This is a genomic window from Microbacterium sp. Ld4, from assembly GCF_045066555.1.
Classification (GTDB): domain Bacteria; phylum Actinomycetota; class Actinomycetes; order Actinomycetales; family Microbacteriaceae; genus Microbacterium.
The window spans coordinates 108,881-123,921 of record NZ_JBISHE010000009.1; the positions used below are offsets into that span (position 1 = coordinate 108,881).

Here is a 15,041-nt window from a genome sequence, read left to right on the forward strand (position 1 = left end):
ACGCCCACGACGATACCGGCCGGAGGACTAATAGGCTGGCGACGTGGCCGTTCTACCGATTCGCATCATGGGAGATCCTGTTCTCCATTCCGTCGCCGCTCCTGTCGCAGAGGTCGACGATGAGATTCGGACTCTCGTCGCCGACATGTTCGACACGATGGATGCGGCGCCCGGCGTAGGCCTGGCCGCACCCCAGGTCGGGGTGGGCCTGCGCATATACACATACGCCTATCAGGACGACGACGGAGAGTCATGGCGCGGGGTGATCCTGAACCCCGAGCTGTGGATGACCCCGCCCGAGCCCGGCGTTCCCGATCCCGACGACGAGTCCGAGGGCTGCCTGTCCTTCCCGGGTGAGCGGTTCCCGCTGCGCAGAGCGGATGCCGTCCGGGTGGAGGGGACGGATCTCGACGGCCACCCCGTGGACATCCGCGTCGACGGCTGGCGTGCGCGCATCATGCAGCACGAGTTCGACCACCTCAACGGCATCCTCTACGTCGACCGACTCGACGACTCGGATTGGAAGACGACACAGAAGATCGCGCGGAAGCGCGGCTGGGGCAAGCCCGGTCAGATGTGGACCCCGGGCGTCGACGACCTCGACGCCTGAGACCGTGGAGCCCTGGGAGTTCCACGAGTGGTTCGCCGACTACCTGGAGACATGCAACCGGCATGACCTCGTCGGCATCCGCTCTTTTCTGGATGACGGCGTGCGACGAGCGCATCTGCCGGGCGGAGCGGACGCCTGGATCGACGACGTCGCCGACCTCTTCCGCGCCTTCCCCGACTGGCAGTGGAAGCTGATCCAGCTCGTCGTCGAGGACGACCGTGCGGCCGCGCACCTTCGCGGCGGCGGGACGCACATCGGCGACTATCACGGCATCCGCGCGAGTCGCCGCCACGTGAATGTGGCGCAATTCGTCTTCGTGCGAGTGGCCGGCGGGCGCATCGTCAGCTCGACGGGTTCGGACGACGCCGAACTGATGGCTCAGCTGGCCGGCTGAGGCAACGGGCGCCGACGAACCCCATCGGCTCGCTAGCGCTTGAGCGAGGAGCTGCCCATCCTGCGTTCGCGAGCGCGGACGGCGCCGGCGTGGATCCCGACGCCCGTCACTCCCGTCGCGAAGGCGCCAGCGAGCGGGAACCAGGCGTACTCGCCGCCTGCCCCATAAACCGCGGCAGACCACAAGAAGATCACCACCGACACGAGGATGACGATGGCGCCGATGACCTCACCCGCGGTCATCGCACGCAGGAAACCCGTCCCGTGGCTGCTCATGCCCTCATCATGGTCCGGGGCCCCGAGCAGCACAACAACGCCCAGGTGAACATCCAGACGATCAGCCCTGCCGCGCCTTGAACCGGGGGTTGAGCTTGTTGATGACGAAGACCCGGCCTCGTCGGCGCACGACCTGCGCACCGGGCATCTTCTTCATCGTCTTCAGCGAGTTCCTGACCTTCATAGGTGCTCCTTGGTTTGTTATTGAGAACGCTTCTCATCTACGATAGTCGATCGTGACCACCCCTCTCCACCACCCTTCCCGCCCGTCGCTCGCGGTCACCTTGATGTCGGGAACCCGGGCCCGCGATTGCGCTGTCGTCGCGGGGATCCTGGCAGGAGTGGCGGACGCGAGCCCGGCTCCCGCTGCCGAGACACCCGACGACGATCCCGCGCAGTTCGCCCTGGCCCTCGCGGAGAAGCTCCTCGACGACGCGTCGGCCGGGCACCGTGGGAATCTCATCGTGCTCCTCGAGCCCACCGCCGACGTGACCGAGATCGCGCTCGTCATGGAGCACATCTTCACGAGCAGAGTTCCCACCGAGCCCATCGGCATCCGGGATGTCGTCGCCGTGACGTCCGTGCGTGAGATCGTGCAGGTGCTCCTCTCCCCTGCCGAACCTGACGGAGCGTCGTCGGACACGCTGCTCGCGGAGTTCCGGCGACCCGGTCAGCTGGCATCGCGTCTGGAGTTCGCCAGCGTCATCGTCCTCACCGATCTCGGGAGCGACGCCACATCCAGCGAGACCGTCCTCGTGCGGGCGTTGCTGTCGCGCATGGCGCCGCGGGCCCGGGTCGTGCCGCTCGAAGGGCTTGCAGGGTCGAGGACCCTCGCGCCCTCGCCGACGCGGGGGCGCGCCCACCAGCTGGGTGCGTCGATGGGGTGGCAACTCGCCCTCGCCGAGAACGCCGTCCCCCAGGCCGCACGGCACGGAGTCGGATCGGTCGTCTTCCGAGACCCGCGCCCCTTCCACCCAGGGCGTCTGCATGATGCCGTCGTCTCGCAGCTCACCCCGGCCCGCGTCGGGCACATCGTGCGCTCCCGAGGGTTCGTTCAGCTGGCGAGCCGGCCCGGGCGCGTGGGGTGGTGGTCGATCGCCGGCGACATCCTGGATCTCGATCCCACGACGATGTCCAGTTGGGACCCGGAGTCCCCCACCGGCCAGGAGATCGTCTTCTTCGGAATCGACCTCCGCGAAGACGCCCTGCACGCCGCGCTGTCGGCGTGCCTTCTCACCGATGAGGAGCTTCTCGCCGGGGTCAGCTCGTGGGCACGGTACGCCGATGCGTTCCCCGAGTGGGTCACCCACCTCCACTGACGCCCGCCGCGGATGTCCAGGTGCTGACGGCGCGTCGCCGAACTAGCCTCATCGAGTGGAACTCTTGTTGGCCGCCGGCGCCGGACTCCTGTCGGGACTCGCTCTCATCGCGGGCGCTGCCCTCGCCTGGTATGTCAAAGTGTCACCCTGGGTCATCGCGGCGATCACGGCATTCGGAGCCGGAGTCCTCATCTCCGCTCTCGCGTTCGACCTCGTTGCCGAGGCCACCCAGGTCGGCGGCCTTGCGACCTCGATGGCAGGCTTCCTCGGCGGCGCCGTGCTGTACGTCGGTCTGGACGGCTGGCTGGAACACCGCGGTGCGCGGCGGAAGCGGCGACACGACCGCGCGGCGGCCTCGGGATCCGGCCTCGGCATCGCCCTCGGAGCGCTGCTCGACGGCATCCCGGAAACAGCCGTCCAGGGCGTCCAGCTCGCCGGCGGCGGAGCGCTGCCGGTCGGCGTGCTCGTCGCCGTCATGATCTCCAACATCCCCGAGGGGCTCTCCAGCACAGCCGACATGAAGGCCGAAGGTCGCGGCGCCGGATACGTCTTCGGCGTGTGGGGTGTCATCACCGCTGCCTGCACCGCGTCGGCACTCGCCGGCTACGCGCTGCTCGGCGCGGCACCCGCCGGCGTGCAGAGCATCGTGACGGCTGTCGCCGCGGGAGCGATCCTGGCAATGCTCGCGAACACGATGCTGCCGGATGCCTTCCGACGGACGCACACCCTCACCGGCCTCATCACGGCGCTCGGCTTCTTCGCGAGCTATTACATCCACCAGGTGAGCTCGTGAGCAGGGTCGGCAGGAGGGTCGACGGCGCCATGGGCGGTGCTAGGGTCCGAGGAAACCCGAGCGACAGGGAAGTCGAGAGGCTCATCGTGAACGAGACGCAGGTACCCGCAGAAGCGCTGGTCGTGACCACCGCCCACGCCCTGATCTCAGGGGGGTGCCGATGACTCCGCTCACTCCGACGCCCGTGATCCTCGGCGCGTCACGCCTCGGCGACCGGCCCGGCGCGGAGGAGCTCGCCGACGCGCTGCTCGCCTCTCACCTCGGGCACGTCGACACCAGCAACAACTACGCCGAAGGCCGGAGCGAGCAGCTCCTCGGTGACGCGGTTCGCCGTGCGGGCGGAATCCCCGGCCATACGGCGATCTACTCGAAGGCCGACAGCGACCCCGTCACGGGCGCCTTCGACGGCGACCGGGTGAGGCGGAGCCTCGACGAGTCGCTCACGAGGCTGGGGGTGGATTCGCTCCCGCTGTACCAGTTCCACGACCCGTACGGCATCACGTTCCACGACGCGATGGCCCCGGACGGTCCGGTGCAGGCACTGCTGGACCTGCGCGATCAAGGCGTGATCGGCGCGATCGGGATCGCTTCGGGCACGCTCGCGCAGGTGCGTGAGTACGTCGAGACCGGCGTCTTCGATGTCGTCCTCTCCCACAACCGGTACACCCTTGTCGACCGCTCGGCCGCACAGTTGTTCGCCGATGCACGCGAGCGGGGAATGATCGTGTTCAACGCGGCTCCGTTCGGCGGCGGAACGCTCGCGAACAACGCGGAGACCTATGGCTATCGACCGATGCCGCCCGACTTCGCCGCGCACGTGAAGAAGGTCAGAGCTCTCGCGGACGACCATCGGGTGGAGCTCGCTGCGGCGGCGCTGCACTTCTCCCTCCGCGACCCTCGCGTGAATTCGACGGTCGTCGGCGTCCCGTCACTCGACCGTCTCGCCGACCTCGCGCGACTCACCGACACCCAGGTGCCCGACGACTTCTTCGCTGCCGTCGAAGACCTCGGCACTCCTCCGCCGAGCGCGAACGACTGACGGAACACCGCCGCTCTCGACGTCGTCGATCAGGAGGAAGAGGTCGAGCGCGGCCAAGGCCGCCATCCGTCGGGAAGGGCGCGGAGGATCGGCCCCGCGGCTTTCAGACTCGCGGCGGGAAAATCATCGGATCGGGACTGCCCGGAGCTCGCACCGTAGGCGTAGGTGAAGGCGTAACCGACCCAGGGATGAGCGCCGGATTCGACCGTCTCCCGGTAATTGCCGGTGACGGTCGCGAACACGAGGTCTTCGAGCTCACCGGCCTCGCGCTGCCAGGTCGAGTCGCAGGCGTCGCACCCACAGACGGGGTAGCGGAAATCGTGCAGGAGGCCCGCGTGCACGTCGATCCCCGGGTACGCGGTGAAGACGAACGTCAAGGGTGCGCACTGTGGTGCGTTGGGCCGTATCCGCACGGCGCGCACCACATCGTGAAACGCGGGACGCAACAGGTCCGCCGCCGTCTCCACGCCTTCTTCTATCTCGACGTCGTACGTCTCTCGGAGATGGGAGATCAGGGCGTCGCCAACGACGTGCAGTGGTGCGAACCGTTCGGGATGCGAGCCGACCGAGTACGTGTCCTCCGGAGGTGAGTCGTCCCACCGGCTCCCGTAGTCGATGACGGCGTCATCAGCATCGCGAAACACCGGTGCCTCGATCACAGGGCGGACGTAAGAACTCATTCCGTCATCCTGGCGCATCGTTCCGGTACGTCTCCAGGGCACTCCCCCGGCGCTCGCCGCTCAGACGAGGCTGTCGACGAGTTCTCCGACCCGCGCCCGGATGTCGTCGCGAACCTCACGGACGACGTCGAGCGACTGGCCCGCGGGGTCGGTCAGCTCCCAGTCCTCGTAGCGCTTGCCGGGGAAGATGGGGCAGGCGTCGCCGCATCCCATCGTGATGACCACGTCGGCCTGACGGACGGCGTCCGTGGTGAGGATCTGCGGAACCGCGCCCGCCAGATCGATGCCCTCCTCGGCCATGACGGCGACCGCGTTCGGGTTGACCGCGTTGCCGGGCTGACTGCCTGCGGAGAAGACGTCGATCCGGTCTCCCGCGATCGCGCGGAGGTAGGCGGCGGCCATCTGCGACCGACCGGCGTTGTGCACGCAGACGAAGAGAACGGCGGGCTTCTGGCTGTCAGTCATTGCTGCTCCTGGTGCGAGGTGAGGTCGAGGCGGTGGGGACGACGAGCGGAGGGGTGCGCTCTGCCGCGGGATAGAGAATAAGGACGAGCGCGAGCCCGAGAGCGGCGCCGACTGTCTGCGCCGCGATGAACGGAAAGACGGATGCCGGAGCGATCCCCGCGAAGGAGTCGGTGAGCATTCGGGCGATCGTCACCGCCGGGTTGGCGAAGGAGGTGGAGCTGGTGAACCAGTAGGCCGCTCCGATGTACGCCCCCACGGCGGCGGCCGTCACCGCTGCGGTGGTGGTGCGGGCGAGCGCGAAGATCAGGAGCACGAGGCCCGCGGTCGCGACGACCTCGCCTACGAGGTGGCCGCTGCTCGCGCGATGGGTCTCACTGAAGCGGGGGGCGAGGTCGAACATGACGCCGGCCAGAAGAGTTCCGCAGACTCCCCCCGTCACCTGTGCAGCGATGTACGGCGCGACCTCACCCCGCGGCAGCCCGCTGCGCTGACGCCTGCCCACCAGCCAATCGACGAGTGTGACCACGGGGTTGAAGTGACCGCCCGACACGGGTCCGAACATGAGAATGAGAACAGCGAGGCCGAGTGCGGTCGCGAGACTGTTCTCGAGCAGTTGCAACCCGACATCGCCGGGCGACAGACGCTGAGCGGCGACCCCCGACCCGACGACAACGGTCACGAGCATGCCCGTGCCGACGAATTCCGCCGTCAGCCGCCGCGCCAGGAGAGGTCGCGCGTGAAGCGACGCCGACGATGGGCCGGTCTCGGGTGACGCGGTTTCCATCAGGCATCCCTCTCACATCGATCGACCTCGATGGATCGAGAATCACCCATCCATCGACAGTTGTCAATCTGACGTGGGAAGATCGCCCCATGCCCACGTTGCTCCCCCTGCTGAGGTCGACCGACGGTGGGACCTGTGCCAGCACGGTCACCGGCGCCGTCATCTCTGCCGAGGACGCCGAACGTACAGCCCGGATCTTCAAAGCCCTGGGTGATCCGACGCGGGTGCGCCTGCTGTCCCTGATTGCGGCATCCCGTGAGGGCGAAGCCTGCATCTGCGACCTCACGGGGCCTGTGGGATTGTCGCAACCGACCGTCTCGCATCACATGAAGCAGCTCGTCGAGGCGGGCCTCGTCACCCGACAGCAGCGGGGTCGGTGGGCCTACTACCGGGTCGTCACAGAGGCGCTCGATGCCGCCTCCCGCGCGCTCCGTCCGTGACGGCGGCCGTCACGGACGTCGCAGCTCGCAGAGCGTCGTTCCGACGGCGCGTTCGCCGCGGGCGTCGCGCACATACGTCTCCAGGACGTCGAAGCCGGCCTCGTCGAGCAGGCGGTTCAGTGCCTCGGGAGGCCAGCGAAATGCACGTGCCACCGCATGGTCGAAGGGTTCGACCACGGCGCCAGTGAAGAATCCGAGGGCGAGATGTCCCCCCGGACGAAGCACCCGCGCGAACTCCGCGATCGGCACGGAGATGGCGTCCGGGTCGTGATGAATGGTCGAGAACCACGACAGGACGCCTCCGAGGGAGGCATCCGGCTCGTCGATGTCATCGATGGTTCCGAGATCGAACCGGATGCCGGGGAAGGTCGCCCGGGCATGGGCGATGAAAGGGGACACGAGATCGATTCCGCGGGCAGCGAGACCGAGCTCCGTGAGATGACGTGTCCAGTGACCTGGTCCGCAGCCCGCGTCGAGGACGGGTCCGCTCACTCGAGCCGCCCAGGACTCCACGATCTGCCGATCGGAGGCGTGCACGGCTGCCATCGAACCGAGGACCTCGGCGTATTCGGCAGCGCGGGCGGAATAGGCCGCGGTCGTCGTGGGCACGATCCGAGCGTAGCGACGCCGAGGACCACGGGGCCGTCACACCTCGCGCTGTCACCTCGCTCTAGTCTTGGCAGATGCGGACAGCCGGTGTCGACCTCGCCGCGGAAAGCAAGGGAACCGCGCTCGCGATCATCGAGTGGTCCGCCTCCGGAGCCCGGCTGCGCGAGCTTCATGTCGGGGTGGACGATGAGCAGATCGTCGCGGCGGCGCCGAACGTGGACAAGCTCGGGATCGACTGCGCATTCGGATGGCCAGATGAATTCGTGAGCTTCGTGACGGCGCACTCGGCAGGATCACCGAATCCATCCGGGCCCGAAGGCGGGAGGGCGTGGCGTCGCACGCTCGCCTTTCGCGAGACCGATCGCGTCGTCCATGCGAGAACGGGCCGGTGGCCCTTGAGCGTCTCCACCGACCGCTTGGGGCTGACCGCGATGCGGTGCGCAGGCCTCCTGGCGCGCCTGAACGCCAACGGGACGACGGTGGACCGGGCGGGGTTCGGCACCGTCGTCGAGGTGTACCCGGGAGCCTCGTTGCGGCTCTGGGGGTTCTCCACGACCGGGTATCGCACCGACCCTGCGAGCCGTGAGCGGCTCGTCAGGGAGATCCGTGGCGCAACGCCGTGGCTGGACATCGGCGACTTCACTGCACAGATGATCGCCTCGGCGGATGCCCTCGACGCCGTGGTCGCCGCGCTGGCGGCGCGCAGTGCGTACCTCGGGCGCTATGAACCGCCGCCCGAGGCGCTTCTCGATCGCGCTCGCCGCGAAGGTTGGATCGCCTTGCCGGATGGAGCGGTGGCAGATCTCGTGCGGAACGACCGCGACGGCGAGGGGTGAAGGCCCGGTGTTCTTCACAGTGTCGGGCCGTGCAGATGCGGCGCCCGTGCTCCTCCTCCACGGCGGTGGAGTCGCGGGATGGATGTGGGACTCCCTGCGGGAACGACTCGCCGCGGACCACACCGTCATCGTCCCCGACCTGCCGGGGCACGGCTGCTCGGCAGACGAGCCCTACGCTGCTCACGCGGAGACCGTTGCCGCCATCATCGAGATGCTCGCCACTGCGGTTCCTGGTCGGCCTGTCGCGATCGTCGGTTTCTCTCTGGGCGCGCAGCTCGCGATCGAGCTGGCCTCGCGGCATCCCGACATCGTGAGCGAGGTGATGGTCGTCAGCGCTCAGGCGAAACCTCTGCCCTTCACCGACCTGACCCTCGCCGTCCTCGGCGTGAGCGCGCCGCTGGCGCGCAGACGGTGGTTCGCGAAACTGCAAGCCCGGGAGCTCTTCGTCCCCGCTCACCTGATGGAGGAGTACCTCAGCACCAGCGCCCGCATCACGAGAGCGACGCTGCTCGCCGCCGTCGGAAGCAACGTGCGATTCGAGCTGCCCGCCGGGTGGTCCACGTTCCGGGGGCGGGCTCTCGTCCTCGTCGGCGCGAGGGAGCGCCGCCTGATGCTCGATTCGGCGCGCATGATCCATGCTGCCCTTCCCGGCAGCGTGCTCTCGGTCGCTGAGGGATGCGGTCACGGCATCCCGCTGCAGCGTCCCGACTGGTTCGGAGACCGGGTGGTCGCTTGGCTCGAATCGGACTGACGGCTCGTCGCTGTGCCCGCGCCCTTGCTCACGAAGTGGTGCTCATCACGCGGGCACGCGGTGACGACGGAGACTCGCCCCTCAGGGCTGCGTGGCCTCCGAAGCGGGGGTCCACGCGACCCAGCGGTCACCATCGTGTGCGACAGCCCACCGATCGCAGCGGAGCACGGAGTCGATCGCATAGACATCCACATCGGCGTCGATATCCATCGTCGGCGCGGACGTCCGCGTGACCGTCTCGCATCCTTCAGGTTCGGTCGCCGATTCGTAACCGATCGTGATCGTGTTCGCTTCTCGGGTCGATTGCACCACCGTGATCGACGCGGCGTCGACGGGCAGCCAGGGAGCGGTATCGGGGTGGGCCTTCGTGAAGGCGGTCTCATTGGGAGACGTGGACGTGGCCCTGCCGTGCGCTGCGGCGTCGTACGCCGAGCACCCTCCGAGGATCAGGGCGATGCTGATGAGGCCGAGGGCAGCGAAGCCGGGCGCTGGGGACGACGAGGTCATAGGTCAACGCTATGAAAGCGGTCCGGCGCCGTCGTCGGTCGCTCGGATGACACGCGTCCACCGCGGGAATGACTCGCGCTACGTCGGATGTAACCGATGACCGACGGGGGTCGGGACGTTCTCCTTCCGCGACGAAACCGAGTAGGGTCTGCTGGGCACGCACATGGTGAGCCGGGAAGTCTGGTCGGCAACGGGCGATCTTCCGTTCCCTCTGACAGGAAGCACACCATGAGCAACGGAACCCTCCTCCTCGGCGACACGGCCACGCCGCTCGCTCGCGGAATGACAGCCCTCGATGACGCCCAGCGCGCCGCGAGCGAGACTGCTGTCGCCACGTCGCCTCGGGCGATCCTCGTCTTCGCTGACCTGCGCGAAGACGGACGTCAGAGCGGGCAGGATCGACTCCGCGCCTGGGCGACGCTCGCCCTGGCGGCGGCCCGCAACGAGCCGTCCGTCCGCCACATGGTGTTCGCCGTCATGCTCGCCCCCCGACACGCGGGCCGGTTCGATCGCGTCGCGTCCGCGCTGGGTGCCCGCATCCATTCGAGCCTCGAACGTGACCGGGCTCGTGACGTCGAGGTCACGTTTCTCGACGTGAGCGAGTGCAGCAGCGTCGCCGCGCTCACCGAGCGTCTGCTCGATCGATGTGACGACGCGACGGGGCCTCACGGCGTAGTGGTGCTTGATTGGGATGACATCCGAGACCACTCGATCGCCTTCGCGGCGCGCAACGAGTACCTCTGAGGCTGCAGCTGACGGACGCGATCAGCCCTCCCACCCGGCGCGCGATCTCTTGCCGGGAGCGCGCACGAGAAGGACTAGCGCGCCGTGGGAGGCGACTCCGACCAGAACGACTCTCAGGACATCGGACCATGTATCGAACCACATGCCCGCACGCTACGGACACCGCTCACATCGGCGAACGGGGGTTGCAGACGCGTGATGCCTCGGGTTAGCCCCATCGGGCGTCAGGAAATCTCCCGCAGTCCGATCTAGGTGAGTTCCTCACCCACGGCGCGCAACGCAGCTGTCGCAGCACCGACAGTCGATGCCGGCACCTTCGCGAAGAGCGCCTCTTGGGCTTCGACGTTCGCCAATACGGCGCGCTCGGCGAGCGCGACGCCGTCGGCGGTCAGCCGAAGAATCTTTCCTCGGGCGTCATCCGGATCGGCCTCGCGTGACGCCAGCCCTCGGGTCACGAGCCTGTGAACCACATTCGTCGTCCCACCGCTCGAGAGCATCAGCGAGTGCGCGAGGTCTCTCGGACGCATCGCGAACGGAGCCCCCTGCCGGCGGAGCGCAGCGAGGATGTCGAACTCCGCCGGAGTCAGATCGAGAGCCGCGAGCTCGGAGCGCATGATCGCCTCGAGCTGTCCGGAAAGGTGCAGGACCCGCTTGACCAGTTCCGTGGAAGGTCCCACGGACGCCGGAAGCTCGCGTCTCCATGCCGCCACCCACGGCCCTACCGTGTCTGATCTCATCACCATGCAGCCATGCTACTCTCCTTCTCACATAGCTTTATGTAAAGCTTTTCGAGAAGGGGTCTCATGGGCCAGCAACGCACACTCATCTCCGGCGGCACCGTCATCGACGTGCTCGCGGGGACCGCCGCGTCGAATCAGGACATTCTGGTCGAAGGGCGCCGGATCGTCGCCATCGGCGAGAAGCTGCACGCGCCTGACGCCACCGTGATCGACGCTCGCGGCAAGATAGTCGTTCCGGGCTTCGTCGACACTCATCGCCACCTCTGGCAGACAGCGTTGCGAAGCTCCGCCACCGACGTGGACCTCATGGGCTACCTCCAGCGGGTGCTCGGACGCTTCGGTTCCCAGTTCAGCGCCACCCACGTCGGCACCGCCACCCTCGCCGGAGCGCTCGAGTGCGTGGACAGCGGTGTCACCACAGTCCTCGACTACTCGCACGCGCTGCACACGACCAACCACACGGATGCCGCCATCGATGCGCTGCTCGATTCCGGGGCTCGCGCAGTTTTCGGGTACGGCTTTCCCATGCAGGGGGAACGGAACGTGGACGACGCTCGCCGGGTGCGACGGGACCGGCTCGCCGATCGGGACGATCTGGTCACTATGATCCTGGCCCCCGTCGGGCCCTCATTCGCCACGACGGACGCCGTAAGCGATGACTGGGCATTGGCCGACGAGCTCGGGGTGGGCATCACGTTCCATGTGAGCAAGGGTCCCGTCACGACAACACCGGTCACCGCCCTCCGTGAAGCCGGTCTGCTCCGCGAGGGTCTGATCTTCGTGCACGGCGACACACTCGACGACTCCGAACTCGAACTCATCGCAGAAGCCGGCAGCTTCGTGTCGAGCGCTCCGGCCGCGGAGGCGCAGTTCCACGGCGGTGCGCCGGTGATCGGCCGACTGGGTCAGGCGGGGGTCACGACCTCGTTGTCCGTGGATGCCGTCACGTCAGCGCCGGGCGACATGTTCTCCACCATGCGTGCGGCGATTCTCGGCGCGCACGTCGCCCGCCAGAGCGCGATCAGTCCGATCGACGCCTTGCGGATGGCGACGATCAACGGCGCCACGGTGCTCGGCATGGCAGATCGGACCGGCTCGCTCACCGCCGGCAAGGAGGCAGACATCGTGATCGTCGACGCACTCGCGCCGAACATGCTGGGTGCCAGCATGGACCCGATCGCCGCGCTTGTCTCCGCCGCGCATCCCGGCAACATCGACACGGTGATGGTGGCTGGGCGTGTCCTCAAGGCGAATGGCAGGCTCCTGCGCGACGACCTAGACGCGCTGGCCGCCGACATCCGCGACGTCGCGGTGGCGACGATGACATGACGGTCTACTCATCGCTGTGACGGCGCGCGAGCAGCTCGCAGCAGCCCGTTCTCCCCTCTGACCTCTGAAAGGTTCTTCATGACATCCTCTACCTCATTCCTCCTCGGCGGCGACCTGCCGGTGAACCGCATCGGATTCGGTGCGATGCGTCTCGCATCCAACGGCATGGGCGCTCCAGCTCGTGATCCGGAGACGGCGATGCTCGTCCTCCAGCGAGCCGTCGAACTCGGCGTCAATCACATCGACACCGCAGCGTTCTACGTCAGCGATGACCGGCGCGTGCGGGCCAACACCCTCATCCGCGAGGCGCTCCTCCCCTATCAGGACGACCTCGTCATCGCGACGAAGGTCGGACCCGCCCTCCTCTCCGGCGGGGGAATGCGTCTGGCGAGCGAACCGCACGAGCTGCGCACATTGGTCGAAACCAATCTCAACGAACTCGGCCTCGACCGACTCGACATCGTCTATCTCCGCGCCGGAGGAGGGCTCGCGCCCGACCCCGCTCAGTCGATCGCCTCGCGCTACGAAGCTCTCGCCGAGCTACGGGCCGAAGGCCTCATCCGCCACCTGGCCCTTAGCAACGTGACCAGCGGGCAGCTCAGTGAAGCTCGCACCATCGCACCCGTCGTCGCAGTGCAGAACAACTTCCATGCCGGACGACGCGACGACGCCTCCCTCCTCCTCGAGTGCGAACGCTCTGGCATCGCCTTCATCCCGTTCTTCCCCCTGGGTGGCGGAATGACAGACCTCGCCACCGGACACATCGCCGACATCGCCGCGCGCCACAACGCGACCGTGGCCCAGATCGCTCTCGCCTGGCTCCTCGCGACCTCCCCGACGATCCTCGCCATCCCCGGCACCGGATCGCTCGACCACCTCGCGGAGAACATGGCCGCCGCCTCGATCACCCTCACCGAGGACGACCTCACCCTCCTGGCCTAGCCCGCCGCGAAAGGAAGAAACACCCGCGCACTAAACCGAAGACCCCGCGCGACACCAGCCCAATGAATCGGCCAGGAGGCGAGGCGGTACCCGAGCCGCAGAAGGGAGCACCGGTGGCCGAGATCGAATCAGACATCGAGCGGACGCGCCGAGAGCTCGGCGAAACGGTCGAGCAGCTCGCCGCGAAGGTCGACGTCAGATCGCGCGCAAAACGCCATGTTGACAGGGTGAAGACCGAGGTTGCCACGCACATCGAAGAAGCGCGCGACAACGCGACAGCACATGCCCATCGCGCGAAGGACGCATTGACCGAGCATGGCCTGACACCGAACCGGAACGGTTGGGTCGCCATTGTCTTCTCGAGCACCGCGGTGCGCTTTTTCCTCATCGCGCTTATCCGACGTCGTCGAGGATGACGTCCTGACTCTCGTCCCTCACGTCGAAAGGTTCATCGTGGCTGAGAAGAATTCGAAAGAGACGAGGTCCAGCACGTCGGCCAAAATCCTGTACCGCCCGATCGGCCTCCTCAACGGAATCATCAGTGGCGCCGTAGCCGGCGTCGTGTTCAAGCAGCTCTGGAAACGGGCGAGCCCCACGCACCGCGACGATAGCCCGAAATCACTGGAGTCCGAGTACGGCCTGGGAGAGGTACTTGTTGCCGCGGCGCTGCAGGGGCCCCTGTTCGCCCTCGTGAAGGCCCTGGTCGATCGAGGTGGGGCACGCGCCTTCCAGCGAGCAACAGGTGAATGGCCTGGCGACTGAGGCAGCTCGGCCGTGCGTCGGCCACGCGAGCACGGTCGTTCTGCGCAGCGGACGGAGATCGCGGGAAATACGCGCGGGAGTGATTCGCTTGAGGTCATCGTGACCACTCTCATCGTGACCGCGCATCCGGACCCGACCTCACTCACGGCGAGCATCGCGCAGCAGCTCCGCAACGCCCTGCAGCCAGGCCCGGTCGACATGGCCGACCTCGCGGCGGAGGGCTTCGACCCGCGGTTCACTCTCGAAGACCGCGCCACATATCGCGGGGACGCAGGCGCTCCCGCTGAGGTCGTTCGGGAGCAGCGGCGGATTGACGGGGCGGACCACCTCGTCCTGGTCTTCCCCGTGTACTGGTGGTCGATGCCAGCCCTCCTCAAGGGCTGGATCGACCGGGTCTTCATCAACGGATGGGCATTCGACATCGACCCCGTGGGCGGAACGCGGCGGCGGCTGGGCAAGCTCACCGTGCATCTCATCCTTGTCGCGGGCGACGCAGCGGGTACGTACGAACGGCATGGCTACGTCGAGGCGATCCGCACGCAGATCGAACACGGCGTGGTGGATTACTCCGGAGCGAAGCGAGGCTCGACGGTCTTCGTCCACGAGTCGGAGGGCGATGACGCCGATGCCCGCTCCGCCCGCATCGACGACGCCGTTCGGGCGACCGTTCACGCCATCCGTGGCTGACCAGGGGTCTCTCGAGCTGGCGTGACACGCACGGCATCCGTCGCGGTTCTCACCCGACCACGGCGGGAAGTGCGGTGCTGGCTTGAGCGCATGCCCGAGCCTGTGACAGCGGAAGACCTCTACACCGACCTGCACGCGCACCCCGAGCTCGGCTTTCAGGAGCATCGCACGGCCGCGATCGCCGCGGCGAGGATGCGACGGCTCGGCCTTGCGGTCACGGAGGGCATCGGGGGAACGGGCGTCGTTGCCGTCTGCGAGAACGGCTCTGGTCCGGTCGTTTGGCTCCGCGCCGACATGGACGGTCTCCCGTCGACAGCGACGAAATCGAACCTCGT

The 15,041-nt window shown here is 67.6% G+C and carries 22 protein-coding genes and 1 pseudogene; 15 read left to right on the plus strand and 8 right to left on the minus strand.

What is annotated here, in order from left to right:
* The first annotated feature begins 43 nt into the window (after window positions 1-43).
* Both def and ACJJV7_RS04520 read left to right on the plus strand, forming a co-directional pair.
* Window positions 44-610, plus strand: coding sequence for a peptide deformylase (gene def / locus ACJJV7_RS04515; protein WP_405372869.1), 567 nt, complete (start codon window positions 44-46; stop codon window positions 608-610).
* Between the two features lie 4 nt (window positions 611-614).
* Entirely contained in the window at window positions 615-1,004 is a 390-nt protein-coding gene (locus tag ACJJV7_RS04520) for an ester cyclase (protein ID WP_405372868.1), read from the plus strand.
* Between the two features lie 32 nt (window positions 1,005-1,036).
* Here the strand turns inward: ACJJV7_RS04520 and ACJJV7_RS04525 are convergent, their stop codons facing one another.
* Together ACJJV7_RS04525 and ykgO are read right to left on the minus strand one after the other, a co-directional pair.
* A complete protein-coding gene (locus tag ACJJV7_RS04525; RefSeq protein ID WP_405372867.1) occupies window positions 1,037-1,279 on the minus strand; it encodes a hypothetical protein in 243 nt (80 codons plus the stop codon).
* 61 nt (window positions 1,280-1,340) lie between these two features.
* A complete protein-coding gene (gene ykgO / locus ACJJV7_RS04530; protein ID WP_405372866.1) occupies window positions 1,341-1,463 on the minus strand; it encodes a type B 50S ribosomal protein L36 in 123 nt (40 codons plus the stop codon).
* 52 nt (window positions 1,464-1,515) lie between these two features.
* On the opposite strand from ykgO, the gene ACJJV7_RS04535 reads away from it, so the two are divergent.
* The 3 genes from ACJJV7_RS04535 to ACJJV7_RS04545 all read left to right on the plus strand — a co-directional run bounded on the left by ACJJV7_RS04535 (window position 1,516) and on the right by ACJJV7_RS04545 (window position 4,430).
* Entirely contained in the window at window positions 1,516-2,598 is a 1,083-nt protein-coding gene (locus ACJJV7_RS04535) for a GTP-binding protein (protein WP_405372865.1), read from the plus strand.
* Between the two features lie 55 nt (window positions 2,599-2,653).
* On the plus strand, window positions 2,654-3,391 hold the full coding sequence (locus ACJJV7_RS04540) for a ZIP family metal transporter (protein ID WP_405372864.1): 738 nt from the start codon (window positions 2,654-2,656) through the stop codon (window positions 3,389-3,391).
* A gap of 160 nt (window positions 3,392-3,551) precedes the next feature.
* The gene (locus ACJJV7_RS04545; protein ID WP_405372863.1) at window positions 3,552-4,430 is read left to right on the plus strand and encodes an aldo/keto reductase; all 879 of its coding nucleotides are present in this window, start codon (window positions 3,552-3,554) and stop codon (window positions 4,428-4,430) included.
* Between the two features lie 29 nt (window positions 4,431-4,459).
* Here ACJJV7_RS04545 and ACJJV7_RS04550 read toward each other — a convergent pair whose 3' ends face one another.
* The 3 genes from ACJJV7_RS04550 to ACJJV7_RS04560 are packed head-to-tail and all read right to left on the minus strand — an operon-like array spanning window position 4,460 to window position 6,359.
* Window positions 4,460-5,110 carry a DUF6226 family protein gene (locus tag ACJJV7_RS04550; protein ID WP_405372862.1) on the minus strand — a complete coding sequence of 217 codons (651 nt, stop codon included), beginning with the start codon at window positions 5,108-5,110 and terminating at the stop codon, window positions 4,460-4,462.
* Window positions 5,111-5,170: 60 nt separating this feature from the next.
* Entirely contained in the window at window positions 5,171-5,575 is a 405-nt protein-coding gene (locus ACJJV7_RS04555; RefSeq protein WP_405372861.1) for an arsenate reductase ArsC, read from the minus strand.
* Window positions 5,568-6,359 carry an aquaporin gene (locus tag ACJJV7_RS04560; RefSeq protein WP_405372860.1) on the minus strand — a complete coding sequence of 264 codons (792 nt, stop codon included), beginning with the start codon at window positions 6,357-6,359 and terminating at the stop codon, window positions 5,568-5,570. Before ACJJV7_RS04560 ends, ACJJV7_RS04555 begins: the two co-directional genes overlap by 8 nt.
* 89 nt (window positions 6,360-6,448) lie before the next feature.
* Between ACJJV7_RS04560 and ACJJV7_RS04565 the strand changes: the two genes are divergently transcribed.
* Complete coding sequence (locus ACJJV7_RS04565) at window positions 6,449-6,799, plus strand: ArsR/SmtB family transcription factor (RefSeq protein WP_405372859.1); 351 nt, start codon at window positions 6,449-6,451, stop codon at window positions 6,797-6,799.
* Between the two features lie 9 nt (window positions 6,800-6,808).
* Here the strand turns inward: ACJJV7_RS04565 and ACJJV7_RS04570 are convergent, their stop codons facing one another.
* Window positions 6,809-7,408 carry a class I SAM-dependent methyltransferase gene (locus ACJJV7_RS04570; protein ID WP_405372858.1) on the minus strand — a complete coding sequence of 200 codons (600 nt, stop codon included), beginning with the start codon at window positions 7,406-7,408 and terminating at the stop codon, window positions 6,809-6,811.
* A 74-nt stretch (window positions 7,409-7,482) separates the two neighbouring features.
* On the opposite strand from ACJJV7_RS04570, the gene ACJJV7_RS04575 reads away from it, so the two are divergent.
* Window positions 7,483-8,244 carry a DUF429 domain-containing protein gene (locus tag ACJJV7_RS04575; protein WP_405372857.1) on the plus strand — a complete coding sequence of 254 codons (762 nt, stop codon included), beginning with the start codon at window positions 7,483-7,485 and terminating at the stop codon, window positions 8,242-8,244.
* A 7-nt stretch (window positions 8,245-8,251) separates the two neighbouring features.
* Complete coding sequence (locus ACJJV7_RS04580) at window positions 8,252-8,995, plus strand: alpha/beta fold hydrolase (protein WP_405372856.1); 744 nt, start codon at window positions 8,252-8,254, stop codon at window positions 8,993-8,995.
* A gap of 81 nt (window positions 8,996-9,076) precedes the next feature.
* Here the strand turns inward: ACJJV7_RS04580 and ACJJV7_RS04585 are convergent, their stop codons facing one another.
* Window positions 9,077-9,502 carry a hypothetical protein gene (locus ACJJV7_RS04585; RefSeq protein ID WP_405372855.1) on the minus strand — a complete coding sequence of 142 codons (426 nt, stop codon included), beginning with the start codon at window positions 9,500-9,502 and terminating at the stop codon, window positions 9,077-9,079.
* Between the two features lie 228 nt (window positions 9,503-9,730).
* Here ACJJV7_RS04585 and ACJJV7_RS04590 point away from each other — a divergent pair, with 228 nt between their 5' ends.
* Window positions 9,731-10,246 carry a hypothetical protein gene (locus ACJJV7_RS04590; protein ID WP_405372854.1) on the plus strand — a complete coding sequence of 172 codons (516 nt, stop codon included), beginning with the start codon at window positions 9,731-9,733 and terminating at the stop codon, window positions 10,244-10,246.
* Window positions 10,247-10,494: 248 nt separating this feature from the next.
* On the opposite strand, the gene ACJJV7_RS04595 is transcribed toward ACJJV7_RS04590, so the two are convergent.
* Window positions 10,495-10,923, minus strand: a complete 429-nt coding sequence (locus tag ACJJV7_RS04595; RefSeq protein ID WP_405372853.1) for a MarR family winged helix-turn-helix transcriptional regulator — start codon at window positions 10,921-10,923, stop codon at window positions 10,495-10,497.
* Window positions 10,924-11,049: 126 nt separating this feature from the next.
* On the opposite strand from ACJJV7_RS04595, the gene ACJJV7_RS04600 reads away from it, so the two are divergent.
* From ACJJV7_RS04600 to ACJJV7_RS04625, 6 genes and pseudogenes are all read left to right on the plus strand, one after another.
* Entirely contained in the window at window positions 11,050-12,315 is a 1,266-nt protein-coding gene (locus tag ACJJV7_RS04600) for an amidohydrolase family protein (protein ID WP_405372852.1), read from the plus strand.
* A 78-nt stretch (window positions 12,316-12,393) separates the two neighbouring features.
* Window positions 12,394-13,257: an oxidoreductase gene (locus ACJJV7_RS04605; RefSeq protein WP_405372851.1), complete on the plus strand. Its 864-nt coding sequence runs from the start codon at window positions 12,394-12,396 to the stop codon at window positions 13,255-13,257.
* Window positions 13,258-13,370: 113 nt separating this feature from the next.
* Window positions 13,371-13,673, plus strand: a complete 303-nt coding sequence (locus ACJJV7_RS04610; RefSeq protein ID WP_405372850.1) for a DUF3618 domain-containing protein — start codon at window positions 13,371-13,373, stop codon at window positions 13,671-13,673.
* 37 nt (window positions 13,674-13,710) lie between these two features.
* Window positions 13,711-14,019: a DUF4235 domain-containing protein gene (locus ACJJV7_RS04615; protein WP_405372849.1), complete on the plus strand. Its 309-nt coding sequence runs from the start codon at window positions 13,711-13,713 to the stop codon at window positions 14,017-14,019.
* A 99-nt stretch (window positions 14,020-14,118) separates the two neighbouring features.
* Window positions 14,119-14,706 (plus strand): NAD(P)H-dependent oxidoreductase, encoded by a 588-nt coding sequence (locus tag ACJJV7_RS04620; RefSeq protein WP_405372848.1) that lies wholly within the window; start codon window positions 14,119-14,121, stop codon window positions 14,704-14,706.
* Window positions 14,707-14,796: 90 nt separating this feature from the next.
* Window positions 14,797-15,015: pseudogene (locus tag ACJJV7_RS04625) on the plus strand (amidohydrolase); the annotation flags it as partial.
* Window positions 15,016-15,041: the final 26 nt, after the last annotated feature.

Coding starts and splice junctions, on each gene's coding strand:
- ACJJV7_RS04600 (WP_405372852.1), top strand. CDS start 11,050: ATGGGCCAGCAACGCACACTCATCTCCGGCGGCACCGTCATCGACGTG.
- ACJJV7_RS04575 (WP_405372857.1), top strand. CDS start 7,483: ATGCGGACAGCCGGTGTCGACCTCGCCGCGGAAAGCAAGGGAACCGCG.
- ACJJV7_RS04585 (WP_405372855.1), bottom strand. CDS start 9,502: ATGACCTCGTCGTCCCCAGCGCCCGGCTTCGCTGCCCTCGGCCTCATC.
- ACJJV7_RS04545 (WP_405372863.1), top strand. CDS start 3,552: ATGACTCCGCTCACTCCGACGCCCGTGATCCTCGGCGCGTCACGCCTC.
- ACJJV7_RS04590 (WP_405372854.1), top strand. CDS start 9,731: ATGAGCAACGGAACCCTCCTCCTCGGCGACACGGCCACGCCGCTCGCT.
- ACJJV7_RS04605 (WP_405372851.1), top strand. CDS start 12,394: ATGACATCCTCTACCTCATTCCTCCTCGGCGGCGACCTGCCGGTGAAC.
- ACJJV7_RS04555 (WP_405372861.1), bottom strand. CDS start 5,575: ATGACTGACAGCCAGAAGCCCGCCGTTCTCTTCGTCTGCGTGCACAAC.
- ACJJV7_RS04560 (WP_405372860.1), bottom strand. CDS start 6,359: ATGGAAACCGCGTCACCCGAGACCGGCCCATCGTCGGCGTCGCTTCAC.
- ykgO (WP_405372866.1), bottom strand. CDS start 1,463: ATGAAGGTCAGGAACTCGCTGAAGACGATGAAGAAGATGCCCGGTGCG.
- ACJJV7_RS04525 (WP_405372867.1), bottom strand. CDS start 1,279: ATGAGCAGCCACGGGACGGGTTTCCTGCGTGCGATGACCGCGGGTGAG.
- ACJJV7_RS04550 (WP_405372862.1), bottom strand. CDS start 5,110: ATGAGTTCTTACGTCCGCCCTGTGATCGAGGCACCGGTGTTTCGCGAT.
- ACJJV7_RS04565 (WP_405372859.1), top strand. CDS start 6,449: ATGCCCACGTTGCTCCCCCTGCTGAGGTCGACCGACGGTGGGACCTGT.